General features: G+C 52.1%; 22 protein-coding genes. 16 read left to right on the plus strand and 6 right to left on the minus strand.

From position 1 onward, the window contains the following. Position 1: 1 nt before the first annotated feature. Genes BCM14_RS00800 through BCM14_RS00810 form a run of 3 tightly spaced genes read right to left on the minus strand, consistent with a single transcriptional unit; the run spans position 2 to position 4,612 of the window. On the minus strand, positions 2-2,485 hold the full coding sequence (locus BCM14_RS00800; RefSeq protein ID WP_106226104.1) for a branched-chain amino acid ABC transporter ATP-binding protein/permease: 2,484 nt from the start codon (positions 2,483-2,485) through the stop codon (positions 2-4). Then, the gene (locus BCM14_RS00805) at positions 2,482-3,360 is read right to left on the minus strand and encodes a branched-chain amino acid ABC transporter permease (RefSeq protein ID WP_106226105.1); all 879 of its coding nucleotides are present in this window, start codon (positions 3,358-3,360) and stop codon (positions 2,482-2,484) included. The genes BCM14_RS00800 and BCM14_RS00805 overlap by 4 nt, the downstream gene beginning before the upstream one ends. Positions 3,361-3,367: 7 nt before the next feature. Continuing rightward, entirely contained in the window at positions 3,368-4,612 is a 1,245-nt protein-coding gene (locus tag BCM14_RS00810) for an ABC transporter substrate-binding protein (protein WP_375318452.1), read from the minus strand. Between the two features lie 55 nt (positions 4,613-4,667). Between BCM14_RS00810 and BCM14_RS00815 the strand changes: the two genes are divergently transcribed. The 15 genes from BCM14_RS00815 (at position 4,668) to BCM14_RS00885 (ending at position 22,426) form a co-directional block, all read left to right on the plus strand. Next, on the plus strand, positions 4,668-5,684 hold the full coding sequence (locus tag BCM14_RS00815; protein WP_106226106.1) for an isopenicillin N synthase family dioxygenase: 1,017 nt from the start codon (positions 4,668-4,670) through the stop codon (positions 5,682-5,684). A 209-nt stretch (positions 5,685-5,893) separates the two neighbouring features. Then, positions 5,894-7,444 (plus strand): ABC transporter substrate-binding protein, encoded by a 1,551-nt coding sequence (locus tag BCM14_RS00820; RefSeq protein ID WP_259673341.1) that lies wholly within the window; start codon positions 5,894-5,896, stop codon positions 7,442-7,444. 69 nt (positions 7,445-7,513) lie between these two features. Next, positions 7,514-8,467 (plus strand): ABC transporter permease, encoded by a 954-nt coding sequence (locus BCM14_RS00825; RefSeq protein ID WP_106226108.1) that lies wholly within the window; start codon positions 7,514-7,516, stop codon positions 8,465-8,467. 8 nt (positions 8,468-8,475) lie between these two features. Next, complete coding sequence (locus BCM14_RS00830) at positions 8,476-9,366, plus strand: ABC transporter permease (protein ID WP_106226129.1); 891 nt, start codon at positions 8,476-8,478, stop codon at positions 9,364-9,366. Further along, complete coding sequence (locus BCM14_RS00835) at positions 9,366-10,418, plus strand: ABC transporter ATP-binding protein (RefSeq protein WP_259673336.1); 1,053 nt, start codon at positions 9,366-9,368, stop codon at positions 10,416-10,418. Before BCM14_RS00830 ends, BCM14_RS00835 begins: the two co-directional genes overlap by 1 nt. Next, entirely contained in the window at positions 10,415-11,419 is a 1,005-nt protein-coding gene (locus tag BCM14_RS00840; protein ID WP_106226109.1) for an ABC transporter ATP-binding protein, read from the plus strand. The genes BCM14_RS00835 and BCM14_RS00840 overlap by 4 nt, the downstream gene beginning before the upstream one ends. Before the next feature lie 37 nt (positions 11,420-11,456). Then, complete coding sequence (locus BCM14_RS00845) at positions 11,457-12,872, plus strand: amidase (RefSeq protein ID WP_106226110.1); 1,416 nt, start codon at positions 11,457-11,459, stop codon at positions 12,870-12,872. A 122-nt stretch (positions 12,873-12,994) separates the two neighbouring features. After that, positions 12,995-14,560, plus strand: coding sequence for an ABC transporter substrate-binding protein (locus BCM14_RS00850; protein ID WP_106226111.1), 1,566 nt, complete (start codon positions 12,995-12,997; stop codon positions 14,558-14,560). Between the two features lie 28 nt (positions 14,561-14,588). After that, positions 14,589-15,563, plus strand: coding sequence for an ABC transporter permease (locus BCM14_RS00855; RefSeq protein ID WP_106226112.1), 975 nt, complete (start codon positions 14,589-14,591; stop codon positions 15,561-15,563). Beyond that, the gene (locus BCM14_RS00860) at positions 15,560-16,402 is read left to right on the plus strand and encodes an ABC transporter permease (protein WP_106226113.1); all 843 of its coding nucleotides are present in this window, start codon (positions 15,560-15,562) and stop codon (positions 16,400-16,402) included. Before BCM14_RS00855 ends, BCM14_RS00860 begins: the two co-directional genes overlap by 4 nt. Next, a complete protein-coding gene (locus BCM14_RS00865) occupies positions 16,399-18,039 on the plus strand; it encodes an ABC transporter ATP-binding protein (protein ID WP_106226114.1) in 1,641 nt (546 codons plus the stop codon). Before BCM14_RS00860 ends, BCM14_RS00865 begins: the two co-directional genes overlap by 4 nt. A 20-nt stretch (positions 18,040-18,059) precedes the next feature. Next, positions 18,060-19,022: a 2-hydroxyacid dehydrogenase gene (locus BCM14_RS00870; RefSeq protein ID WP_106226131.1), complete on the plus strand. Its 963-nt coding sequence runs from the start codon at positions 18,060-18,062 to the stop codon at positions 19,020-19,022. A 25-nt stretch (positions 19,023-19,047) separates the two neighbouring features. Further along, positions 19,048-20,076, plus strand: coding sequence for a histone deacetylase family protein (locus BCM14_RS00875; RefSeq protein WP_106226115.1), 1,029 nt, complete (start codon positions 19,048-19,050; stop codon positions 20,074-20,076). Then, on the plus strand, positions 20,073-21,128 hold the full coding sequence (locus tag BCM14_RS00880; RefSeq protein ID WP_106226116.1) for a phosphotransferase: 1,056 nt from the start codon (positions 20,073-20,075) through the stop codon (positions 21,126-21,128). Before BCM14_RS00875 ends, BCM14_RS00880 begins: the two co-directional genes overlap by 4 nt. A gap of 11 nt (positions 21,129-21,139) precedes the next feature. Next, a complete protein-coding gene (locus tag BCM14_RS00885) occupies positions 21,140-22,426 on the plus strand; it encodes an aspartate aminotransferase family protein (protein ID WP_375318453.1) in 1,287 nt (428 codons plus the stop codon). 3 nt (positions 22,427-22,429) lie between these two features. Here BCM14_RS00885 and BCM14_RS00890 read toward each other — a convergent pair whose 3' ends face one another. Together BCM14_RS00890 and BCM14_RS00895 are read right to left on the minus strand one after the other, a co-directional pair. Continuing rightward, positions 22,430-23,407: a Bug family tripartite tricarboxylate transporter substrate binding protein gene (locus tag BCM14_RS00890; protein ID WP_259673338.1), complete on the minus strand. Its 978-nt coding sequence runs from the start codon at positions 23,405-23,407 to the stop codon at positions 22,430-22,432. A gap of 23 nt (positions 23,408-23,430) precedes the next feature. Continuing rightward, on the minus strand, positions 23,431-24,342 hold the full coding sequence (locus BCM14_RS00895) for a polysaccharide deacetylase family protein (protein ID WP_106226119.1): 912 nt from the start codon (positions 24,340-24,342) through the stop codon (positions 23,431-23,433). A gap of 98 nt (positions 24,343-24,440) precedes the next feature. Here BCM14_RS00895 and BCM14_RS00900 point away from each other — a divergent pair, with 98 nt between their 5' ends. Beyond that, positions 24,441-25,343, plus strand: a complete 903-nt coding sequence (locus BCM14_RS00900; protein WP_106226120.1) for an ABC transporter substrate-binding protein — start codon at positions 24,441-24,443, stop codon at positions 25,341-25,343. Between the two features lie 7 nt (positions 25,344-25,350). Here the strand turns inward: BCM14_RS00900 and BCM14_RS00905 are convergent, their stop codons facing one another. Then, positions 25,351-26,232 (minus strand): alpha/beta fold hydrolase, encoded by an 882-nt coding sequence (locus tag BCM14_RS00905; RefSeq protein WP_106226121.1) that lies wholly within the window; start codon positions 26,230-26,232, stop codon positions 25,351-25,353. Between the last annotated feature and the right edge of the window lie 555 nt (positions 26,233-26,787).

A 26,787-nucleotide genomic window follows, 5' to 3' on the forward strand; every position in this document is an offset into this window, starting at 1 on the left:
GCTATCCCAAATAGGCTCTGTCTAGCAGACCTGACTCAAGCAAAGCGTCAGATGTGCCAGTAAAAATGATTTGCCCCATATCCAATAAGTTTGACTGATGCGACAAGGTTAGCGCCAAATCAGCCATTTGATCGACCAATAGAAGCGTGAGCCCTTGGTCGCGTAAGGCAGCCAGACGCACAAACAAGTCATCCACTATGGCTGGTGCAAGCCCGAGCGAGGGTTCGTCTAGCATCATCATCAGAGGCGAGCTCGCTAACCCTCTGGCGATAGCAAGCATTTGCTGTTCCCCACCAGAAAGTAGGCCCGCACGGCGAGTGTGAATCGCTTTCAATTTGGGGAACATCGCATACAGTGTTTCCAGTTGTTGAGCTGTCAAACCCCCACGCGTATGAGCCCCAAGTAATATGTTGTCCTGGACCGATAGTTCTGTAAAAACCTGCCGACCTTCGGGCACCATGACCAGGCCTAACGACGCTACTTTGTGGGCGGGGAGATGACTAATGTCTTGTCCATCAAAAGCAATGGAACCCTTGAATTTTTGGTGCAAACCAGAGATCACTCGCATGAGGGTTGACTTGCCTGCCCCATTCGCACCCAAGACCGAGACGGTCTGCCCCTGTCGAACATCAAGTGCAACATTTGACAATACATCTGTCGCACCATAATTCGCGCACAAACCTCGTATGACCAGAATATCCTGTGGCCTGGTGAGTTTCGTTTTGTCGAGGGGGTCGATGCGAGAGGCGAACGTGGCTCGGCTCTCGCCTAGATATGCCAATTTCACTTGCGGATTGTTTTTGATCTCTTCGGGGCTTCCTGAGGCCAGCAGCCGCCCGCCATCGAGCACATGTATCCGGTCAGAAATGCGCATGACCAGTTTCATGTCATGCTCAATAATAAATACGCCTATGCCTGCTGAAGCAATGGCGAGTAATGTTTCGGTCAGCTGAGCTTTGTCTTCGGCGGATAAGCCTGCAGCAGGTTCGTCGAGAAGCAAGACTGCAGGTTGACTAGCCAACGCCCGAGCAACCTCAACGAGTCGGCGATCGACATGCGGTAGGGCGCCAGCCAGCCCGGTCGCATCGCCTTTAAATCCGACGAAATCCAGTAAGCCTGAACAGATTGCCCAAGCCTCTTCCGGCAGCTTGCTGTTGATGAGACGCCCTCGCAACATACCGAAGTAAATGTTTTCGAGAACGGTCATGTCGTTAAATAGTTGCGAGGTCTGAAAGGTTCTGCTTACTGCGCTTCGTCCAATCTGGAAGTCACGCAGACCCGTCAGATCCCGGCTGCCCAATTTAAATGAGCCTTGGCTAGGATTGTAGAAACCAGTCACTAGATTCAAGAGGGTCGTTTTACCAGCGCCATTCGGGCCGATCAGACTGGTCACTCGACCTCCCTCGGCGGTAATACTCACATTATCGAGCGCCTGATTACCACCAAAAGCGATCCCCAGTTGACTGACGGTCAGCGACAGCGGTTCTGGGCGCATGAACCAATGCCTGACAGTTGCTACTGAGTTTATGTTTGTGCGAGGTGACAATATTTTCTTTCGGCTTTGGACAAGGCTAGTCAAGGTTCCTGCAATGCCGTTTGGCACGATTAATAAGACCGCCAATAGCAGTCCTCCAAAAAACATGAGACGGTACTCCGCTAGTCCAGAAAGCGTCTCTGGTAGCAACACGACCAACAAGGCACCAGCGAGCGGCCCTGCCGCATACCCTATTCCACCAATCATGACCATCAATAAAAACGTGAGCGACTGAAAAAACGGAAACGATTCGGGGCTGATAAAACCGTTTAAGCTAGCAAAAAAAGCCCCCGCGGTGCCTGTCAAAGCAGCCGAAAGACCAAATGCTATTGCCCTGACTGCCATTAAATTGGCACCCAGTGAGCTTGAAGCGATCTCTGCATCACGGGTTGCCCGCATGACAATACCCCACCGTGACTGGGCAAAAGCTGAGAATGCTGGCACCAGTAAACCAGCGATGACGACGACGACGCAGGCTAGCTGAGCCGTGTTTAACTCATATCCAAAGGCATGCGGATGGGGAATGTTCATGATGCCGTTCCAGCCGCCAGTGACGCTTTTCCAGTCCGCGATCCCCTGTTCGACAAAATAGCCAAAAGCGATGGTGACCATTGCCAAATAAGGACCTTTTACTCGCAAGGCTGGCAAGGACAGCAAGGCACCGGCCGTCCCAGTGACGATTGCACTAAGGGCGAGTGCGACGATATACGGCAATCCCAAATTCATTGTCGCAATCGTTGTTGTGTAAGCCCCAATAGCGTAAAACGCGGCATGGCCCAAAGAGGTCTGACCAGCCAAGCCCATGAGGATATTCAGCCCAATGCCGACGATTGCCATACAGGCAATCGATCCAATGACTAGCGCGTAATATTCGTTTGCAAAAAAAAGGATCGCAGAACCACTCAAAATCCAAACAAGGGCAACAGTCCAATCGGTTGTGCGAGCATTCATATTTTTTTGACTGCGCTTCTACCAAATAGACCGGCGGGTTTGATCGTTAGCACCAGAATAGTCAGACCAAAGGAAAACATTTGCGCGTACGTCGAGCCAAAAGTGGTCACAAGCAGGGCCTCGATGATACCCAAGACGAGTCCTCCAGCCATCACCCCCCAGGCGCTGTCTATGCCTCCCAGAATAGCAGCGGCAAACGCCTTGATCCCAAAAATTGTTCCCATCCCTGCGGAGACTGTATAGAGCGGGGCGATCAGCATCCCGGCGATGCCAGCCAAGACGCCCGATAGTGCAAATGCAAAGGCGATATATTTTTCGGTGTGTATCCCCATTAGACGAGCCGCAGAGGGATTCAGGGCGATTGCTGCTAAAGATTTTCCGCGAGCAGTGGACTTGATAAATAAGCCAAGCAGTAAGGCGATGCTAAAGCCAGCTGCAGGGATGAGCAGCTGCAATGCATTGACTCTCACGTCGAACAGGACGAAGTTAATTTGCAGCAATGTCGACGCCATCCCGCGTGAATCTTTCCCGAACGTGAAGAGCACTACGTTTTCAAGAATTAATCCAAGTGCCACAGTGGCCATCAGCCAGGATTCCGAGCCACGCGCAACAAACGGTGCGACCGCAATTCGCTCAACGACTGCACCCCAAAGTCCACAGCAAAGCAAGGTTATCGGAATCGCTAGCCATATTGACCAGTGGTAGGTCTGGACCAACGAAAAAGCGACCACTGCCCCCATCATCAGTGAGGCACCTTGCGCAAAATTTACGGTCCTGGATATCGTGTAAGTGATGTAAAAGCCCAAGGCAGTCAGGCCATACATGCTGCCGATTCCCGCCCCGGTAAGCAGGGCGGATAGGTATTGTTGCAACATTCTTGCGCTACTTGACCGGGGTTATTTTGCCGCCATCGTAGCGAACCATGACGTAGTCCTCTGGTGATAGCGCTTCGTGCGCAGGCGTGCCAAACGGATTTTTGTATTTTTTGATCAGACCGTCATAGCTTTCGACTTGTTCGAGCGCTTGACGAACTGCGTCTCCATCTGTGCTCTTGGCTTTTTCGATTGCAAGAGCAAGCAGTTGCATCGCATCGTAAGCATTTGCTGTGCCGACAGGCGCCATGACGTCCGCCGGTGACTTGACACCATAAAGTTTGCCCAGCGCAGCCATCACTTTGGTCGAGACGGGTGTGGGTGCAGAGAAGAAACTATAGGTTTGAACAAAATGCACGTCGCCCGCGGTCGGTCCGACTAATTCGTCGAACCGTCCGCCGGAGATTCCCCAGTGCGAGACCACTGGCACCATCCAGCCCATACTGGCTCTGGACTTCATCATTTGGGCGCCTGGTGCAGGGTTGGCAACAAGAATCAGCGTATCGGCGCCAGCCGCTTTCAGGCGTCCGAGTTGAGGGGTGATGTCGACATCGGTGAGCTCAATTTTCTCGATTCCAGCCAGATCGATCTTGGCAGCAGCGGCAGCCGCTTTCAGTCCGCGTTCATTCGATTCACCCCAGGGATTGTTGATCAGCACCAACCCGGGCTTTTTCGCTTTGTATGTGTTCATTGCATAGTTGATCAAGGCGATGTCAACCAAATCGTCTTGAGCCGACACCCGGAACACATAATTGGGTGTCGCGCCATTTTTGGTGATGTTGGTGCCAGCAGCCCAGGCGCCGATAAACGGCGTTTTGTTCTGATTGGCGATTGGTACGATAGCGAGTGACACCGGTGTGTCAATGCCGCCAAAGAGTGCAGTCACTTTTTCGTTAGAAATCAGTTCGCGCGCGGCCGTGACACCCTTAGGTGGGCTCGATTCGTCGTCGCGCTTCACCAGGACCAGTTTTTTGCCGAGCACACCGCCTTTGGCGTTAATTTCGTCTATAGCAATCGTCAAGCCGCGGGTAATCGCTTCGCCAGATTGAGCAGCTTGGCCAGTCAGTGCTGCCACCAGACCAATTTTTATGTCCTGGGCTTGCACGAGCCCCGTCGCCAATGTGAGTGCTGACAGTGCGCCAATCAACACCGCCTTGTTGAACTGCTTCATCTTTGTCATTTCTTTTGCCTCAATAAAACGTTTAAGTTGGCTATCCAGAAAAATATCAATAGGCACGTTATTTGCTTGAAACATTTCATTCAAACCAGAAACCGCAAACTAATTTGCCCGTATATGGAGTTCGCATACTATGCAACGCATCCCGCTACTCGATCTGAATGCTTTTTACGATCCGCAATCAAGTACTTTGGATCTGAAGCAATTACTGTGCCAATTGGACGAGACGCTCTCGGATACTGGTTTCTTGTGTATCAAGGGAACTCAAGTGAGCCCGGAGTCCGTCAGTTTTACTCAACAAACAGCACTGGCTTTCTTTGATCAAGCGCAGACGGATAAGGACAAGGTTAAAGCGGTCAGGCATGCCAACCGCGGCTATACGGCTTTGTCTGAGCTCGGGCTTTCCTATGCAATGGATGCTGCCGACCTGAAGGCCGATCGTCAGGCGCCGCCAGATCTGTTTGAGCGCTACCGGATCGGGCCCGTGGATGAGTTTTCGCCGGCCTTGATGGCACCATTTTTGACCACAGCCTATGCGCCCAATATCTGGCCGACTACCCCATCAAATTTCACTGTAACGATGCAGGATTATTACAGGCAGATGAACCGCCTGTCGCAAGATCTGCTAAGTCTTTTTGCACTAGTTTTGGGCTTACCGGTTAACTGGTTTTCCGATAAGGTCGACCGCAGCATGGGGTCTCTGGCTATTAATCACTATCCCGCACAGTTGACGCCCCCGCTACCTGGTCAGTTAAGAGCAGGGCCTCATACTGACTACGGGACATTGACCATTGTGGCGCCTACCGCGGCTCCTGGTGGACTGCAAATCCGGACACGTGACGGTCGCTGGGAAGATGTTCACGTTGACCCGGGAACTTTTGTAGTCAACATTGGCGACATGATGGCGCAATGGAGCAATGATCGTTGGGTGTCGACGGTGCATCGCGTTGCTAATCCAGATTTGTCTCATGGGCTGGCGGGCAGGCGGCTTTCGCTCGTGTTTTTCCATCAACCTAACCCCGATGCCGTCATTGACTGTATTCCGACATGCTGTGGTGCTGATCGACCCGCAAAATACCAGTCGGTTCTCGCTGGTGAATACATCAACGCAAAGATCAATCGGCATTTCAAGAGTTATCTCGCTGCTTAGTCGGTTCTGGATTTTTCTCAAACCTAACTGGTGGCACAGAACTTGCTTGAGGTCTCAGAACCAATTAACCCGGTGGAGAACCCATGAGAAAGTCCGCATCTTTAGCTCAATCCAGTAAGACTAAATTAGGTCTTGGCATTTTGGCTGGCGTCTTAGCTTTAGCGTTTGCCCAACCAAGCCTGGCACAAGATAAAACGCTAACCATCGCGATGACCGCAGGCGATATTCCTCGCACGCTGGGGCAGCCCGATCAGGGCTTCGAAGGCAATCGCTTTACCGGTATCCCGATGTATGACGCCTTGACAGGTTGGGATCTGACAAAAGAGGATGCGGCCAGTGCAGTGATTCCGGGCTTGGCACTATCGTGGGCGGTTGATGCAACCGACAAAACCAAGTGGGTTTTCAAGTTGCGTCCAGGCGTTAAGTTTCATGATGGATCCGCATTCAATGCAGACTCTGTCGTTTGGAACGTACAAAAAGTACTGGATAAAACTGCGGTTCATTTCGACCCCAGCCAGGTGGGTGTGACCGCGTCGCGCATGCCAACACTGGTTAGTGCGAAGAAGATTGACGATATGACAGTGGAGTTGACAACCAAAGAGCCAGACTCTTTTCTGCCAATCAATCTGACGAATCTGTTTATGGCATCACCTGCTCATTGGGAAGCGAAACTCAAGGCAGTCGCGGCAAGCGTGACTGACCCAGCGGAGCGCACCAAACAAGCATGGACGGCATTCGCGGCCGATGCCTCTGGCACCGGCCCGTTCAAGATGACACGCTTTGTGCCAAGAGAGCGTCTCGAGCTTGGGGCTTTCAAGGGCTATTGGGACCCAGCACGGGTTCCCAAGATCGACAAGGTCGTCATGATCCCCATGCCTGAATCGAATGCCCGAACGGCGGCGCTGTTATCCGGTCAAGTTGATTGGATTGAAGCACCCGCGCCAGACGCATTGGATCAAATTAAACAACGCGGCTTCAAAATTTATAGCAATGCCCAACCGCACGTGTGGCCTTGGCAGTTATCCTTCGCCGAGGGCTCGCCTTGGTTGGATAAGCGGGTTCGCCAGGCAGCTAATCTTTGCGTTGATCGTGCAGGTTTGAAGAATCTACTTGGTGGCATGATGGAGATCCCCAAAGGCACCTTCCCGCCTGGACATCCTTGGTATGGCAACCCTACTTTCGATATCAAGTACGACCCTGAGGCCGCCAAGAAAATGATGGCAGAGGCCGGTTACTCTGCCGCCAAACCTATGAAGACTAAAGTGCAGATCTCGGCTTCCGGCTCTGGTCAGATGCAGCCCTTGCCGATGAATGAATTTGTGCAACAGTCGCTTAAGCAGTGTTACTTCGATATTCAGTTTGATGTGATTGAATGGAACACGATGTTTAACAGCTGGCGCTTGGGTGCTAAAGATCCAGCAGCAGCAGGAGCAACTGCCACGAATGTCAGTTTCTCGGCCATGGATCCGTTCTTTGCCCTGGTTCGTTTCTCAAGCACCAAGGCTTTCCCGCCAGTATCCAATAATTGGGGTTACTTCGGCAGCGACGAACTCGACAAACTTGTTGCTGCGGCGCGTACCAACTTTGACGAGAAAGGGCGTGATGAGGCACTTGCAAAACTGCACGCCAAGATCGTTGATGAAACAGCCTTTGTCTGGATCGCTCACGACGTCGGTCCTCGTGCGATCAGTGCAAAAGTGAAGCATGTGGTGCAACCCAAGAGCTGGTTCATTGATATCGCGACGATGACTAAAGATTAATCATTTTGATATTCAAGGGCTGCCCCGACTGTTCGTGGGCAGCCGCGATTAATCCTAGGATCGGCGGTCATGGTGAATTTCATTCTTCAACGAGTGTTTCAAACGATACCCATTATGTTGGGCGTCGCGTTGGTGTGCTTCGCGCTTGTTCATTTGGCACCTGGCGACCCCTTAGTCTCGATCATGCCACCTGACGCTTCGCAAGATATGCAAAAGCAGTTAATGGAAATCTACGGCTTCAACAAATCCTATCCCGAGCAATTCATACGTTGGGCATGGCGTGCTGCCCAGGGCGATCTCGGTAATTCAATCGCGAGCGGGCGCTCGGTTTCTACAGAAGTGATGCGTGCAGTCGTCAACACATTCAGGCTTGCAATCGTCGCGACCTTGATCGGTTTCATCTTTGGTTGCTTATTTGGTTTTGTCGCAGGCTATTTTCAAAATTCCTGGGTCGATAAGCTAGCCTCTTTGACTTCCGTGCTTGGTGTGAGCGTGCCGCATTATTGGTTGGGCATGGTTTTAGTCATCATTTTTAGCTCACTACTGATGTGGCTGCCGCCGAACGGGGCAGGGCCCGGTGGATCGTCCGATTGGAGCTGGGATTTTGAACATTTGAAACATATGATTTTGCCGGCAATCACAATGAGCGTGATCCCGATGGGCATCATCTCTCGAACCGTTCGCGCACTCGTTGCAGAAATTTTGTCGCAAGAATTTATTGTCGGTTTAAGGGCAAAGGGCTTGACTAATCTGGGTATCTTTTTACATGTTGTTAAAAATGCAGCGCCTACTGCCTTAGCTGTGATGGGTTTGCAACTGGGCTATTTACTCGGTGGCTCAATCCTGATCGAGACAGTGTTCTCTTGGCCTGGCACAGGCATGCTGCTTAATGCTGCAATCTTTCAAAGAGATCTGCCGTTACTGCAAGGTACGATCCTTGTGTTGGCGACATTTTTTGTTGTTCTGAACATGATCGTTGACATTATTCAAACCATGCTCGATCCGCGTATTGCGAGGGGCTGAAGGGCATGATGAATATCACCGTAGATATGAGCAAAGTGCCAGCAATCAACCCAGAGCGATCGACGGGTTATTGGAAGGGGGTAGTTCAAAGACTTGTGCGTGACAAAGTCGCGATGTTCTGTGCATGCATCATCCTGTTGCTGCTGATCTTGGCTATTTTTGGTCAGTGGATTGTGCCATCAGATCCCTATGCTGCGTCAATCATGAAGCGGCTCAAGCCAATTGGCTTCTCGGGGCACCCCTTGGGGACAGATGAACTTGGGCGCGACATGTTGTCACGACTGATGGTCGGGGCGCGGCTCTCGCTGTTTATGGGCATCACCCCCGTGTTGTTGGCCTTTGTCATTGGCTCTGTCATCGGGATCGTCGCAGGTTATGCCGGAGGAGGGTTGAATTCGGTCATGATGCGTACGATCGATGTGTTCTATGCGTTTCCTTCGGTGTTGTTGGCCATTGCTTTGTCAGGCGTGCTTGGTACCGGGATCAGCAACGCGTTGATCTCATTGACGATTGTGTTTATACCGCCCGTCGCGCGCGTTGCGGAGAGCGTCACAACGCAAGTGCGCAGCCGAGACTTTGTCGAAGCCGCCCGAGCCTCGGGCGCCAATGCGTTCACTATCGTGCGAGTGCACATCTTAGGCAACGTGCTGAGTCCGATATTTGTCTATTCGACGAGCTTAGTTGCTGTCTCGATGATTCTTGCTTCTGGCCTGAGCTTTCTGGGGCTTGGGGTGAAGCCACCAGAGCCTGAGTGGGGCTTGATGCTCAACACTTTACGCACGGCAATCTACGTTCAGCCATGGATAGCAGCGCTACCCGGCGTCATGATTTTCGCAACCTCCATCACGTTCAATTTGTTCTCTGATGGTTTACGCACAGCGATGGAGATCAAGACGTGATGGATAAGTTCTTGAATCAGAATGCGGACATTGGTGGCGCGGCACAACCTTTGCTTATGGTCAAAAACCTGATCAAACACTTTGCCTTGAAAAAAGATATGTTCAGTCGTCGTCAAGACGTTGTGCGCGCGGTTGATGGTATCGATTTCGCGGTGCGAAAAGGTGAGACCTTGGGCGTTGTGGGTGAGTCAGGGTGCGGCAAATCAACCACCGCTAGATTGCTGCTTAGTCTGATTGCGCCTGATAACGGTGAAATTGTGTTTGATGGGCAAGCAGTAGGTGGCCGACAACTGAGTCTGAAAGCGTTCAGGCGACAGGCTCAGATGGTTTTCCAAGACAGTTACGCCTCATTAAATCCGCGACTGACAATCGAGGACTCGATTGCTTTTGCGCCTCAGGTGCACGGTGTGAAAAAAGCCGAGGCGATCGCACGGGCCCGCGACTTGTTGCAACGGGTTGGTCTAGATCCTCAGCGCTTCGCTGGACGCTATCCGCATGAACTATCAGGTGGACAACGGCAGCGAGTGAACATCGCCAGGGCGCTTGCCTTGCAACCAAGGTTAGTCATCCTTGACGAGGCGGTATCCGCCTTAGATAAATCAGTTGAAGCACAAGTGCTAAACCTTTTGCTTGATCTGAAAGAAGAGTTCAAGCTGACTTATGTCTTTATCAGCCACGACTTAAATGTCGTGCGCTACATATCAGACCGAGTCATGGTGATGTATCTTGGGCAGGTCGTTGAAATTGGCCCTTGTGAGCGTCTCTTTGATTCACCTCGCCACCCATACACAAAGGCGCTGCTGTCGTCAGTGCCCTCGATTGATCCTGATCATCGTACAGAGGTTCCGCCGTTAGCCGGCGATCCTCCTAATCCCATTAATCCGCCATCCGGTTGTCGTTTCCATACACGTTGCGCGCGGGCGCAAGCCGTGTGCTCGACGACTATGCCGCCTTTGGCGCTCAGCAAAGACGGGCAAGGCGTTGCCTGCTGGATTCACGTTGAAAACAGTGGCCACACCGATGCCCCAACAACAGAGACGAGGTCGATATGAACGGAACCGAGAAACCATTTGTTGAACTGCGCGATCTCACTGTCACGTTCACAGGGGGCAAGAGTCCTATCAAAGCGGTGAATGGTGTGACCTTGTCGCTCAAGCGCGGCGAAGTGGTGGCGTTAATTGGCGAATCGGGTTCTGGTAAGAGCGTTACTTTGCGGTCAATTTTGCGCTTGCATAATCCTAACCGCACGCAAATTGAAGGCGAAATCCGAGTGGGCGAGCACAACGTCGTCCAGCTTTCGAACGCAGCCTTGTCGAGTTTCAGGGGCAAAGTAGCCTCGATGATTTTTCAGGAGCCTTTACTCGCACTCGATCCGGTGTACACAGTCGGGCAACAGATTGTTGAGGCAATCTTGAGGCACGAAAATGTCTCGCTTGAGCAAGCGAAGGCAAGAGCATTATCCTTGTTTGAGCGAGTGAGAATTCCCAGCCCCGAACGCCGCTTAGATGCCTATCCGCATGAGATGTCTGGCGGTATGCGTCAGCGTGCCATGATTTCGCTGGCACTCGCGAGTTCGCCTGAGTTGCTCCTTGCTGATGAACCGACGACTGCGCTCGACGCAACCGTGCAGATTCAAATTTTGCTCTTGTTGCGTGAGCTGCAGCGCGAATTAGGCTTGTCGGTGATATTTGTTACTCATGATATCGGTGCAGCGGTTGAAGTAGCAGATCGAATCGCGGTCATGTATGCCGGTCGTATTGTCGAGCAGGGTACAAGTAGGGATCTTATCCGCTCGCCCCGCCATCCTTACACGAGAGCTTTGTTAAAAAGCCTTGCTCACGGGTCAGTTCAAAAAGGATCTCGGCTTGAGACGATTTCAGGCTCACCGCCGGATTTGAGCAAGCTGCCGCCTGGTTGCGCTTTTGCGGATCGCTGTGGTCTGGCGCAAGACGCTTGTCGACAAACACAACCTCAAATCGTCTGGTTTACGTCAGATCATGGCGCCCGATGCCTGCGAACTGAGCAAACTTTGCCAGAACAGGTTGCAAATTAATATTCACTTTAGCCTCAATTTTTAACCGGATTCATTTATGTCTGATATCGCCTTTGCAACACTTGCAGAACTCGCGCAGGGTTTGAGTTTAAAGAAATACAGCGCTGAAGAACTCGCTACCGAATATTTGAAACGGATCAGCGTGGCGAACAAAACGTTGCACGCCTACGTGAGTGTTGATGAAGCAGGTGTGCTGGCACAGGCGCGCGCGGCTGATTCGCGGCGGGCGGCAGGTTATCGGCTGAGTGAGCTGGATGGGGTGCCTTTTGCGACTAAAGATTTATGCGAACTTGAAGGGCAAATCACCACAGGTGGTTCGCAAGACGGGATTGCACGGCGCAGTCAAACGACTAGTACCGCGTTAGAACGCTTATTGCGCGCGGGAATGGTGAATCTTGGCAAGACCCACATGGTTGAATACGCCTTTGGTGGCTGGGGTACGAATCCGCTCATGGGGGCACCTCGTAACCCCTGGGATCTAAATGTTCATCGCATTCCTGGTGGCTCCTCCAGTGGGTCTGGTGTCGCCGTGGCAGCCGCCCTGGCGCCTGCGGCCTTGGGATCGGATACGGGTGGCTCAGTCCGTATCCCCGCTTCACTAAACGGTATCACCGGTCTAAAGACGACTCGTGGTTTGATCAGTGTTTACGGCACCCTGGCGTTATCAGGCACCTTGGATTCGATTGGTCCGATGACGCGCGACATGCGTGACTCAGCGATCTTGACTGATTTAATGGCAGGTGCTGATCCACTTGACCCCTCGAGTTGTGGTCACCCGTTATTCAAATGGCACCCACCGGCCGAGGGCTCAAAGCCATTGCAGGGCACTCGGATTGCTGTCTTCCCTCTCTCGCAATATTCTATTGAAGTGTCTAGCGAAATCGCTCACGCTGTGAACGAGACGCTCAGAGTCCTAGTCGAGCTTGGTGCCAAAGTGGTTGAGAAATCCTTTCCGTTTGACTTTAAGGACATGGTGGCACGTAACGGTCACATCATCGCCGCCGAGGCGTTCGCGATTCATCGTGCCTACATTGATGACATGTCCAGACCGATAGGCGAGTTCGTTCGTAAACGTGTGCAGTCAGGTCGAAACGTTTCTGCTGCGGATTACATCGATGCAATGGCTGACCATAGGCGGGCGATCGCAGTCTGGACTGATTGGATGAGTGACATCGATGCCCTCTTATCGCCTGCTGCACCGATGGTTGCCTGCCCGTTGACTGAGGTCGATGAGGCGATTACACCGGTTTCGTCCTTTACGCGTGCCGGTAACTACATGGGAGCCACGGGTGTTTCGCTGCCAGCGGGTTTGTCCTCAGGTGGCTTGCCAATTGGCGTTCAATTGTTGGGTAAGCCTTTTGACGATGCAATGATGATCAAGATTGGGATGGCGTTTCAGCGAGTAACGAAACATCATTTGGCAAGACCAGATTTGAGTAAATTAGGGCTCTGAGTCCGCTAAATTAAATGCTCGCTTTTTATGGCAACTTCGATACAATAATTTAACCACTACCTTCCAAGCTCCAGCTAAGACACATCTTTTTAGTCTCTCTTTTAGTCAAGGATCTTTCGCCGATGAAACGCCGCAGCCTACTCCAACTAACTGGTGCCGCAATTGGCCTCACCATCGCAGGTATTCCTCTTCACGTTTTCTCAGCGGGCAAGAAAGGGGGCGTGATTAACGCGATGGTGCAGCCTGAACCTCCTAATCTGATGGTCGGCATCACACAGAACGGGCCGACGCAACTGGTTGCTGGCAACATCTATGAAGGACTGCTCAGATACGACGAAAAAGTGAATCCTCAGCCGTGTCTTGCGACTTCGTGGACAATGAGTGAGGACGGTAAGACCTATACCTTTAAACTTAAGCCCGGCGTGACTTGGCACGATGGTAAGCCATTTTCAGCCGATGATGTGGTGTTTTCTGCAGATGTTTTCTTGCGCAAAATGCACGCGCGGCTTCGCGCCAATCTCGCCTCCGTTGAGACGATTCGGGCAGTCGATGCTCAGACCGTTGAATTCAAACTTAAGTATCCTTTTGGCCCTTTCCTTGGTATTTTTGAAGTTGGTAGCATGCCGATGGTGCCAAAACATATCTACGAGGGAACCGACTTCGCGACCAATCCTGCAAACGCAACCCCGATTGGCACAGGGCCCTTCAAATTCAAAGAGTGGGTCAAAGGTTCTTATATCCAGTTAGTGGCTAACGATAAGTACCACGTGACCGATCTTCCTCTAGTGGACAGTATTTACTTTCATGTCATTCCGGATGCAGCTGCTCGAGCGAACGCTTTTGAATCTGGCAAGGTTGATGTCGCCCCGGGTGGCTCAGTTGAGTACTTCGACGTGCAGCGACTTGCCAAGTTGCCTGGGGTTGAATTCACAACTAAGGGCTGGGAGTTCTTCGCCCCTCATTCATGGCTCTGGATCAATCACCGTAAAGCGCCGATGGACAACGTTAAATTCCGTCAAGCGTTGATGTTTGCCATCGACCGCGAAGCGATGGCTAAGATAGCTTGGCTTGGTTTTGCCAAGCCAGCAACGGGTCCTTTCAATAGCAACATCAAGTTTTATAGTGATGACGTGAAGAAGTATCCTCATGACGTCGCGATGGCGAAAAAACTGTTAGCCGAATCGGGCTACAAGGGCGAAACTTTGCGCTTGTTGCCTCTGCCCTATGGCGAAACCTGGACCCGTCAGGCTGAGATTTTGAAGCAAAATCTCATGCAGGCAGGCGTAAAAGTCGAGATGGTCGCCACAGACGTGGCGGGCTGGAACCAGCGCTTGAATGAGTGGGATTATGACCTCGCCTTTACCTATGTGTATCAGTATGGCGACCCAGCACTGGGTGTGGCGCGTAACTACACCACTTCAAATATTGCCAAGGGTTCGCCATTCAATAACGTAGAGGGATACTCGAATCCCAAAGTCGATGAATTGTTTGAGGCAGGCGCGACAGCAGCTGATCCGGAAAAAAGACGTGAGGCCTATCTGCAAGTCCAAAAAATCTTACTCGAAGACGTGCCGGTTGCCTGGTTGCACGAAATCAACTTCCCGACTTTGTACCGTAGCAAGATTACCAACATCATCAATTCTGGTATTGGTTTGAATGACAGCCTGGCAAGAGCGTCGATTAATTGATTCTTGATCGCCGCAGCAGAGACTGAGCATGAACCGCACGCGCTACATGCTCTTGAGACTCTTGCAGGGGTTGCTGACACTTGCGCTGATCGCCACGATCAACTTCATATTAGTGCGTGCTGCGCCCGGAGATCCGGTCTCTGTACTCGCTGGGGAATCGGGCGCCTCAGACCCACAGTTTGTTGCCCAGTTGCGGGCCCAGTTTGGCCTGGACCAACCGCTCGGCACCCAACTCGTTACCTATCTCGGAAAGGTTGCGCGCTTCGATCTGGGGTTTAGTTATCGCCAGCAACAGCCCGTATTAAAGTTGATTCTAGACCGGTTACCCGCCACACTCTTGTTGACCGGTACAGCTTTTATGTTGTCTCTTATATTTGGCATTACTCTGGGGGCGCTCTCAGCGCGACGTGCAGGCACTTGGGTCGACTCTTTGATTACCCTATTTGCCTTGATTTTTTACGCCACCCCACTTTACTGGCTGGCCTTGATGGCGGTGCTTGTGTTTACGGTACAACTCGACTGGCTGCCAGGATTTGGTTTTATGACAGTTGGAGCAGGTCTCAGTGGCTTCGCGCTTGCACTGGATACTGCAAAGCACTTGTTGATGCCAGCCCTTGTTCTGGCTTTGTTTTATATGGCCGTCTATACACGGATGACCCGTGCAGCGATGCTTGAAGTGATTCAGATGGACTTCATTAAAACAGCACGTGCCAAGGGCCTGAAGCCTCACCGTATTTTGCGCGCACATGTGCTTCGTAATGCCTTGTTACCGGTGGTCACCCTAGCGGGTATACAAGCGGGCAGTATGATCGGCGGTGCAGTTTTAACTGAAACTGTATTTGCTTGGCCAGGTATTGGCCGCCTCATGTTTGATGCACTTTTACAGCGTGACTACAGTTTGTTGCTAGGCAGCTTTTTGATTACGGCTGCGATGGCAGTCTTGTTCAACTTGATCACCGACCTGGTTTATACGATCGTCGATCCTCGTATCGAGTTGACATGACAAAAATATTCTGGCGCCGGTTTTGTCGTAACAAAGGAGCCGTGCTCGGCTTAATCCTGCTTTTGTTTGTAGTGGTGACAGCGCTACTCAGTGGTGTGCTCATCAATAATGATCCGTGGGCAATGGTCCAACAGCCGTTTCTGAAGCCAGGGGCGGAGCCTGGTTTTTTGTTAGGCACCGATACACTGGGTCGAGATATTTATTCGGGGCTCATTTACGGTGCGAAGATTTCTCTGCTGATTGGCTTGATTTCGACAGCTGTCGCGCTTTTGATCGGCGTAACGCTTGGCGCAATGGCTGGCTATTATGGTGGGTGGCCCGATATTTTGATCATGCGGTTTACCGAGATCTTTCAGGCAATCCCCAGTTTTGCGCTGGCGATTGTGCTGGTCGCAATTTTTGAACCATCCATCCATTCAATTGTTGCAGCCATTGCGATCGTCTCTTGGCCGCCTGTTGTTCGTCTGGTGCGAAGTGAATTCATGACTTTGCGCCAGCGAGACTTCGTGATGGCTGCGCACTTAGCCGGTGAGTCAGCGCCGCGCATCCTGCTCACTCAAATATTGCCCAACGCCATGTCACCCATAATTGTGATGGCCTCTTTAATGGTCGCAACCGCCATTCTGCTTGAGTCCGGGTTGAGCTTTCTTGGGCTCGGTGATCCTAACCAGATGAGTTGGGGTTATATGATTGGCTCAGCCCGCACTGCGCTTCGCCAGGCCTGGTGGATGGCGGTGTTTCCAGGCCTGGCAATCTTATTGACAGTACTTGCATTAAATCTAGTGGGCGAGGGCTTGAACGATGGCCTGAATACTCGCATTGACGGCCGCACTTCATGACTGACCCAGTCGTAACATCCCCAGTGCTTGAAGTGGTAGGGCTGAGCATCAAATTGCCGGCGGGGGCTGAGCGCAAACTTGCGGTCGACAATACAAGCTTAGTCGTCATGCCTGGTCAGACCTTGTGTATCGTGGGCGAGTCGGGCTCGGGTAAATCCATGATCGCCAACGCGACCATGGGCCTGCTTGCGTATCCCAACGTGGTACCGGTTGCTGGAAAAATTTTGTTCGACGGCAAGGATCTCTTGCAACTCACGGAGCAAGAGATGCGCACACTAAGAGGCCGTCGCCTTGGGATGATATTTCAGGAGCCAATGACTGCCTTAAATCCTGTGATGCGAATTGGACAGCAGCTCGAAGAGATTATTGATGCGCATGAAAACACAACGGCGGCGGACAAGCGTCGTCGTATTGTTGCGGCGCTCGCAGACGTTGGCTTACCTGATCCTGAGCTGCTGATCGATAGCTATCCGTTTCGTTTGTCGGGGGGACAACGTCAGCGAGTATTAATCGCTTGTGCGCTTATTTTAGAGCCAGCATTACTGATCGCTGATGAGCCAACCACAGCACTCGACGTTACAACACAGGCTCAAATATTGGCGTTGATTCGTGATTTGCAACACAGACGCGGTACTGCTGTCCTGTTCATCACACATGATTTTGGTGTGGTGGCACAAATCGCGGATCAGGTTGTGGTGATGCAAACCGGTCAGGTAGTTGAGTCAGGCAGCGCCAAGGGCGTCTTATCGAATCCCCAACACCCCTACACGCGAAAATTAATCGCTGCAATACCCGACGGACAGAGACGCGATCGCCAGGCTAGTGAGCGTTCTCGTCTGGTACTTGAAGTGAAGGGTTTACACAAAACCTATCGTTCTGGTGGTGGACTCTTCAAGAAATCGCGACACGTTGAAGCAGTCAAAAATATCAGCTTTGATTTATCTGAAGGGCAAACACTCGGGTTGGTTGGTGAATCCGGATCTGGCAAATCTACTCTCGGTCGTTGTCTGGTTGGCCTAGCCGCCTTTGATAGTGGCCAGATCATTTTTAATGGCGATGCCTTGAAAGCCGGCGAACGGTTCAAACGCTCATTAAGCGGTAAAGTGCAGATGGTGTTCCAGGATCCTTATGCTTCGTTGAATCCAAGACATCGCATTGGTGCAAGCATCGCAGGTGGCCCGATTGCTCAAGGGGTAGCCCCAAAACTCGCGATGGGTCAAGCCCTCGAGCTATTGCAGCTAGTCGGGTTAGATCAGGCCGCTGCGCAGAGATATCCGCATGAATTCTCAGGTGGTCAGCGCCAGCGAATTGCCATCGCGCGAGCCCTGGCGATGAAACCTGAACTGCTCGTGGCCGATGAGCCCGTTTCTGCGCTTGACGTGTCCGTGCAGGCACAAATACTTGAGCTTTTCATGTCAGTACGAAAGCAGTTTAATCTGGCGATCGTCTTTATCACGCATGACCTGCGGGTAGCAGGTCAAATGTGCGATCAAGTGGCGGTGATGCAAAGAGGTGAGGTCGTTGAGTTCGGTGCGACGCATCAGGTACTGTCCAGTCCCAACCACGCGTATACGCGTCAGCTCGTTGAGGCGGTTCCGCGGTTGGCTGCCTCTGTCGCAGTCACGGCTCGCGCTTAATTTCAAAGATGGAGCAGTTCATGCCGAATAAAGTGGCGCCCTGTATCGGGTTATTAAGCACAGCCATCAATATGGATTATCTCGTTAAACCGTTTCAACGAGTGATGCCTGAGATTGATCTGCGTATCGGGCGCGCACTGGCAGACCTTGGAAATCTCGATCAGATTGAGGCCGCCGTCTGCTGGCATCCCCCTCAGGGGGCGCTTGCAGGATTGCCTAACCTTCGTCTGATGCAGTCTCTGGCAGCAGGAATTGAACACATGATGATCGATTCGAGCTTGCCCCGAGAGGTTCCGCTTTGCAGGATTGTCGATCCCGGAATGGCTGGTGGTATGAAGGCTTATGTGGCTTGGGCCGTCAGTCACCAGCAACGCTTCATGCCCGCGTATCTCAGCAGTCGGGCTGAGCAAAAATGGCTAGAGCAACCGATCGTTGCGCCTCGCAAACATCGTGTTGGTATTGCAGGCCTGGGTACCTTGGGGCTAGATTGCGCAACTATGTTGGCCAATATCGGTTACTCGGTCAGTGGCTGGAGTCGTACTGAAAAGCTCGACCTACCGTCGGCGATTAAAGGATTTCACGGCGCTGCTCAGCTCGGATCATTTTTGGCAACTTGCGATACGCTGATCTGCTTATTACCTCTTACCAATCAAACAAAAGGCTTTTTGTCTGCCGAACTATTTCAGCAATTACCTCGGGGTGCTCACCTCATCAACGTGGGACGTGGTGATCACTTGGTGGAGGAGGATCTGATCCCTGCGCTCGATGCAGGATTGCTTTCTGTGGCGACACTTGATACTTTCTCGCATGAGCCTTTGCCGCCGCAGCATCCTTTCTGGGCGGATTCTCGCATTGTGATCACTCCGCATATCGCCACGCGGACCGAGCCAGAGGTGATTGTGCGACAGACTTTACAAAACCTTGAAATGATTAAACAAAATCAAGTGCCGGCCCATCAAGTCGACATCAAGCTGGGTTATTGATCATCTAAACTAGGAGGCAGACTCGATGAAAGTGGTCTACAGCGATTTGCATCAGAATCATGATCCCCAACTGTTCCTTTTGCGTGGGCGCTTCAAACGCAGCAACGAGCAGCCAGAGCGCGCCTATCGGCTGCTGTCCGCAGTGCAAAAGGATGGACACGAGATCGTCGCGCCTGCCGATTATGGGTCCGGGCCACGGGCTTGCATCCACTCCCCTGAATACTTGCGTTTTCTTGAAACCGCTTGGGCGCGTTGGCAACTACTGGATGACCCTTCGGAAGAAGTCATGCCCAATATTCATCCGTTTCCGGGTCAGCCCAGCTCTTATCCTGAAAGTGTGGTCGGGCAAGCCGGATTTCACATGGGAGACAACGCCTGCTCGATTGGCGAGCACACCTGGGTCGCCGCAACGGCCTCAGCAGACGTAGCCACCCATGCCGCTCAACTTGTGCTCGATGGGCAGCGCGCTGCCTATGCTTTATGCCGCCCGCCCGGTCATCATGCCTATACGGATCGGGCTAACGGCTTTTGTTATCTCAACAACGCTGCGATTGCCGCGCAATATTTAAGACAGCGTTACACACGCGTGGCTATCCTGGATTTGGATGTGCATCACGGTAACGGTACTCAGGGTATTTTTTATCGACGAGCCGATGTGCTGACGATTTCACTGCACGGAGATCCGCGCAACTTTACGCCTTTTTTTACCGGATATGCGCATGAGCGTGGCGAGGCTGAAGGCCTCGGGTACAACATCAATAAGCCCTTACCGCTAGGCACTGATCTGACTGGCTATCTGCCTGCCTTACGAGACGCTTGCGCGAGCGTGAAAGCCTTCTCACCTGGAGCACTGGTCGTGGCACTTGGCCTTGACGCTCATGAACATGATCCGTACAAGGGCATGAGGATCAGCACCTCTGATTTTGCAGTCTTGTTGAGTCATATCGCGGAATTGGGACTGCCTACGGTTTTGGTTCAGGAAGGCGGTTATCTGTCTGAGGATCTGGGACCCAATCTGGTCAGCGCTCTAAAAGGGTTTGAAACAGCAGCATGAACAGCATGCTCATGAGTGATGTGCGGCATCCGTTAGCGCCTGACTGGGTGCAGGCGATCGTGCGTGAACAATACGGACTTGTTGCGTCAGTCGAACTGTTGCCAGGTGAGCGAGATAGCAACTACCGTCTGGAAGTCCAATCGACTGGTGAGTGTTTGGTGCTCAAGGTTTCTCATCCTGCCGAAACGCCCTTGATCGCAGACTTTCAAACACAAGCGTTGTTACACATCGCACGTACGGCGCCGGATAGTATCGTACCGCGGGTGATTCTCACTGTTCAAGGTGAGGCATCAGCTTTGTGCGAGACTGCGACTGGTGTCAAACGCGTCGTCAGGCTTTTTACTTATCTTTCTGGCAAACCATTGCCTGGGGCAGCTCGTTCAACGGCTCAGCGTATTCATCTGGCACAGAAACTTGCGCAAATCGATTTCGCACTGAGTACCTTCTGGCATCCTGCTTGTTCGCTGGAGCTACCTTGGGATCTGCAACGTGCTGACAGCGTGCGCAGTCTGCTGGTGCACGTCAAAGACCCTGCCCGTCGTGCAATGGCTGAAGAGGTGTTGGATTATTTCGAACTACATACTCAGCCAGCCCTGGCTCACTTGCGTAAGCAACCGATTCACAATGACTTGAATAGTCATAATGTCCTGGTCGATGAACACGACAACGATCGGATCAGCGGGATCTTAGATTTCGGCGATATGGTGTATGCGCCGTTAATCAACGACCTAGCGGTTGCTTGCGCCTACCAGTTACGCGAGTCATTTGATGACCCTGCCATCCACCCTTTGGCTGAGATCATTCCCTTTGTGTCGTCTTACCACGTCGCCTTAATACTCACCGAGGCGGAGGTTGAACTGTTGTTCAGTTTAATTTTGACTAGACTAACGATGATCGTGGCAATCAGCGGCTGGCGAGCAGAGCTTGAGCCCGAGAATGCCGATTATTTGTTGCGTAATAATGGCTTGTCATGGCTTCGGTTAGCCGCCTGTACCCGTCTGAGCTATGCAGAGGCTACAGTCATGTTGCGGCAGGCTTGCTCCTTCGATTGACGAGGTTTTTTTTGACAATAGATTCCATCCCGACGCAAGAACTCATGCAACGCAGAGCGCGCTTGCTTGGCCCAGCCTATCGTCTTTTTTACGAGTCACCCTTACACGTCACCCGTGGAGAAGGAGCCTGGCTGATTGACGGGAAGGGTAAGCGCTATTTAGATGCTTACAACAACGTTGCTTGCGTTGGCCACTCACATCCTGCCGTTGTCGAAGCACTTGCCAAACAGGCAGGAGTGCTCAATACGCATACGCGCTACCTTCATACTGGCATCCTTGATTACGCGGAACGTTTGCTGGCCACGATGCCACCTGAGCTTGCCCACGCCATGTTCACCTGCACGGGTAGTGAAGCAAATGATTTGGCTCTGCGAGTCGCTCGTGCTCATACCGGCGCTGAGGGTTTAATCATTACGAATTTTGCTTATCACGGCGTCACGGCTTCGCTTGCTGAGGCCTCACCTTCACTGGGTAAATATGTGAAACTCGGGCATACGGTTCGCACCGTACCAGCCCCAGATACCCTGCGAATCGCGCCCGAACGACTCAGTAACTATTTCGCTGACAGCGTGCGTCACGCAATCAGCGATCTGCAGGCGGTTGGCATTAAGCCTGCCGCTTTGTTAGTCGACACCGTATTTTCAAGCGATGGGGTCTACACTGATCCGCCAGGCTTTCTTGCTCAGGCTGTTGAGGTGATCCGTCAGGCCGGTGGCGTGTTTATTGCGGATGAGGTGCAGGCAGGGCTTGGGCGCACTGGCGACTCGCTGTGGGGGTTTGCCCGCCATCAACTCGTACCGGATATTGTTACCATGGGCAAGCCCTTAGGCAATGGTCATCCCTTAGCCGGCATAGCAGTCAAACCTGAAGTACTGGCCGCGTTTGGGCAGCAATGCCGCTATTTCAATACCTTTGGCGGAAACCCCGTTTCAATGGCCGTTGGCATGGCAGTCCTGGACGTTCTGGATAACGAGCAATTGATGGCTAACGCAAAAAAAGTCGGTGACTATTTGCGGATGGAACTCAACAAATTACAAGCGCGACATCAGTTGATTGCAGCGGTGCGCGGGGCAGGGCTTTTTATTGGCGTTGAACTGGTCAGTAACCTCGATACGCTTACCCAAGCCACCGCGGTCGCCGCGCGGGTGGTCAATCAAATGCGGGATAGGCAGGTGCTACTGGGTACCAGCGGCGAACACGCGAACATTCTGAAAATTCGACCGCCTCTGGTATTTTCAAAAGAAAACGCAGACCAACTCGTGCACGCGCTTGATTGTGTGTTGGCCACTCACTCGTGATTCCTATTCCTTGGTCGAAATCCCTGCCTTTTTAATGACGTCGCCCCAGCGGGCATAGTCTTTTTGCATGAAGTTTGCGAAGTCTTCCGGGCTGCCATCCATCACGATTGCTCCGTTGTCTTCGAGCTTGCTTCGCAACGCGGGATCAGAAAGCGTTTTGTTCATCGCCTTGTTTAGAATTGTGATCACCGTTGACGGCGTACCTGCAGGTGCCATCAAACCGTACCAAACTGACGTGACCATTCTGGGGTAGCCGAGTTCGGTAAATGTCGGTAGATCTGGCAACTGACTATTGCGTTTAAGGCTGACTGCAGCAATGGCGCGAAGCTTGCCGCTTTTGATCTGCGGCATCAAGGATGGGATGCCGTCAAACATCATGTCGACTTGCCCGCTTGCCACATCGACCACTGCAGGTGCCGAGCCTTTATAAGGAACATGCACAAGCTTGCTGCCAGTTTCGATGTTAAAGAGCTCACCAGACATGTGCGGTGCGCTGCCAGTGCCCGCAGACGCGAAACTTAAGGATCTGGTTTTGGCTAGCTTAACCAGATCGTCAACCGTTTTTACTGGCAACGAGGCATTGACGGCAAGAATAATCGGAAACTCAGCCAAGCCGCCGACAGACACTAAATCTTTGAAGGTCGAATAGGGCAGGTTGTCATAAAAGTAAGGCCCAATCCCGTGTGTCGAAATGCCCGCCTGCAACAAGGTGTAACCATCGGCTGGCGAGCGAGCTACAGCTGCGGCAGCGATGGTTCCGTTGGCGCCAGCCTTGTTTTCAATAATGATGCTGGTGCCTAAGGCTTTGCTGAAACCCTCTGACATGCTTCTAGCGACGAAGTCAGAAGCCCCGCCTGGCGGGACAGTCACCACTAATCTGATGGGCTTATCAGGGAATTTATCCTCTGCCCCACACAACTGAGTAAATCCAAGCGTTGCGTTCAAAACAAATAACAACAGCAGGCGGAGGTTTTTTTTCATCATCAACTCAAAAAATTGTTCACTCAGACAGGGCTGTAAGCAATATCCCTGCCAGGCACGACGCCGGGAGGCAAGCTTTCGATATATTGGCAAATGCCACCAGGCGTTGTCAGCCACAGCTCATCGCGGTGTTGCATGATGTGTTCGATCACGCGTCTGAATTGCCTTAAACGGTAAGGCTGGCCAAGAATGAAACTATGTAAAACGATAGGCATGACCAGAGGTCTGCGACGAGACTCTTCCAGCAACTCGTCAAATTGATCGATCAGATTTTGACAATAGAGTTGTGAAGGCGTGCGGCGTGTCACTGCCTCAAGCGAGTCATTCAAATCATGTTGATAAGGCACCGACAAAATGGGCCCGTGCTTGGTTCTGAACCAGACTGGCTGATCATCTAGTGACCAGTCCATCATGTAACGATAACCAGCTTGTTTCAACAGATCGAGTGAGTCAGTTGTCTGGGAAATATAAGGGGCTAACCATCCCAGCGGTAGCTTGCCTTCGTGACGCAGGATCGCTGCGGTCGCCTCGCCAATGCAGGCCTTCTCTTGCTCATAGCTCATGTCGATTTGACGTTCAGCGTTGGTTCGGCCGTGACCGACGATTTCGTCACCACGGTCACTGAATGCTTTGATCATCTCAGGGCAATAGTCATACAGCTCGGTATTGATCAGCAGAGCGTAGGGAAACTGATACGCCTCGGCCAACTCAAGCAGACGCCAGGCACCCACGCGATTGCCATAATCGCGCCAGGCAAAGCTGCGAGTATTTGGTTGTGGGGCGGGCCCCCCGTAGTCATTGCCTAAGCCCTCTCCGAACGCAAAGTGTTCAACGTTCAGACTAAAGTGCACCGCCAGCCGCTTGCCGTCAGGCCAACTGTAATCAGGGCGAGTAGGGATAGGGCTGTAATCGTAACGATGATGTGTTTTCAGCATGATGAACGCCAGTGACGATGAAAAGAGTAAGAATAAAGAGTATTGTGCTGAGTCCAGAATAATGCTTACCTCACTCAGACTCAAGCCCGCCCATCAAAATGAAGATACGTCTAGCAGAAAATTTTCGTGCAGTGTTCTATGCCCCGTTCTACGCAACGGTTGCCCTGGGCTTTCACCGTGACGAAGGGGTTGACATCACGCTGGTGGACTCGCCGTCGCCGGGCGCGGGGATTGCGGAACTGGCAGCGGGAAACATCGACTGCATGTGGGGTGGCCCATTGCGAGTGATCAAAGAGCGTGATCAAGCACCCAAAACTGAAAGCTCGATTGTAGCCTTCTGCGAAGTCGCTGCTAAAGATCCATTCTTTTTAGTGGGCAGCCCATTGTTGCAGCCGTTTGCTTTAGAGGATTTAGCGAGCCTTCGCTTGGGCGTGGTGTCAGAAGTACCCACACCCTGGCTCTGCCTTGAGCAAGACTTGAGGGATTTGCAGATTGATCCAGCCGGGATAGCAAAAACCTTAAATAAAACGATGGCGGACAATGCGCTTGGTTTAACTCAATGCACGCTGGACGTGGCGCAGCTCTTTGAACCCTATGTTTCGCAATTAGAGTTAGCTGGTGAGGCAGTGGTCCTGCGCGCAGCAAGCGATCGGGGCTTTACCGCCTATACGACTTTTATTTCAAGCTACGCTAATCTTGCTCGACACTCAGCGGCCTTTGAAGCAATGATCCGCGCTGTTGAAAAGTTCAATCCTTGGCTCGCCGAGCACGGTCACAAAGAGCTTGCCCGGGTCGTTCAGCCGTTTTACCCAGCGCTGCCTCGACAGACCTTAGAACGAGCGATGCAGCGCTACGAACAGGCTGAACTGTGGACTTGTCGGCGAGCGATCTCACGGCAAGGTTTCGATCGGCTGGTTTTAAGCATGCAGCAGTCAGGTTTTGTGAAATCATCACCAAGCTACGAAGACTGTGTTGCCCCGTGCTCTTATGAGAGTGATTAGCCGGGGGTTAAGACGTTTTCATAATTTCAGCGCTCAGCGCGCGGGGGTCTCTTTCGAGCCAACGGCCCGCTTCGACTGTTGCAATGAAATCTGCGACATCACGATTGAAGCGATCAGGTTCTTCGAGATTGAGGGTATGCCCGGTTTTAGGCACCACGATCAGACCACTCGCGGGGATCATTTTCTTCATAAAAATCCCCGGCTGCAGGCAATGATCATCTTCATCGCCCACCATGATCAAAGTCGGTACCGTTAGCTTTTTAAGTTCGGCCTCGAGATCGTAAATGGAGGGCCGCTCAGCCTGTACCCCGCGCATGGTGTTGGCACAACCCACACTGTCGTGCTCGCCGAGCTGAGTCACAAATTCGAGCCAGCCACGTGGGTCTTTATTTTGAAACTGAACCCTCGAGGCGCCCAGCGCATAGGTTTGAGCAAAGGCTTTGCTGCCTATCGTTTCGAATTGCTTGGCGACTTCACGTGACAAGCTTCTGAAGTGCTCTTCGCTTTGTTTTTCTGCCCCGTAACCCGCACCAGCCACAGTTAAAGAAAGCGCGCGCTCGGGTGCGATCAAGCCAAAGTGCAAAGTCGCAAAGCCGCCCATCGAGAGACCGACGATATGTGCGCGATCAATATTGGCTGCATCTAGTACCGCCAGAATATCTAACGCGGCTTGGCGCTGAGAATAAGCGCTGACCGCGTTAGGCACGTCAGATGGAGTAAAGCCACGCGCAGAGTAGGTAATGCAACGGTGCCTTCGGGAGAAATAACGCATCTGCGACTCCCAGCTACGCCAGTCACCAGCGAACTCATGCACGAAAACAATCGGTGTCCCGCTACCAGCCTCTTCGTAATGCAAACGTATGTTGTCTGTGGTGAGTGCCCAGCTCATGGCGTGCCCTTTATTTGCAAAATTGAAAACAAGTGTAACGAGAGTATTGCCCTTGGAGCAAATGATCAGCTACCTTACCAAACAGAACGACAACTCGATAGTATTTGAGTCGTTTTATTTATTAACGGATTTGTGATGGACATCAGAATGACTCCACTAGAAACACGCTTTGACACAATACTGCCCACGCTTGTAACTAAAGTGGATCTCAAACAGGTTGAAATCAGACTTGCCAATCTTGAGACGAGATTTGACACAATCTTACCGACGCTAGCGACCAAAAAGGATCTCAATTACGCAACGGCTCAAATCATCAATCTTGAACACAAACTGACTGCGACGATCCATCGTGAAATCAATTCATGCATTTGGAAAATGACTAGCTGGATAACTTTCGTGATGTGCGCTGGTTTTAGTGGAGTTTTTTACATTGCGAGATACGTTGCGCCGTGATTAAAAGCTAGGTCTACCTGGTTTAGCCGTCCAACGCGTGGATCGCAAGCTGGGGATCCATGTCTGGGCTAAGCCCTCAAGCCGCCCGTCTTGCGTTCACTG

It is taken from the genome of Jezberella montanilacus (assembly GCF_003003055.1).
GTDB lineage: Bacteria > Pseudomonadota > Gammaproteobacteria > Burkholderiales > Burkholderiaceae_B > Zwartia > Zwartia montanilacus.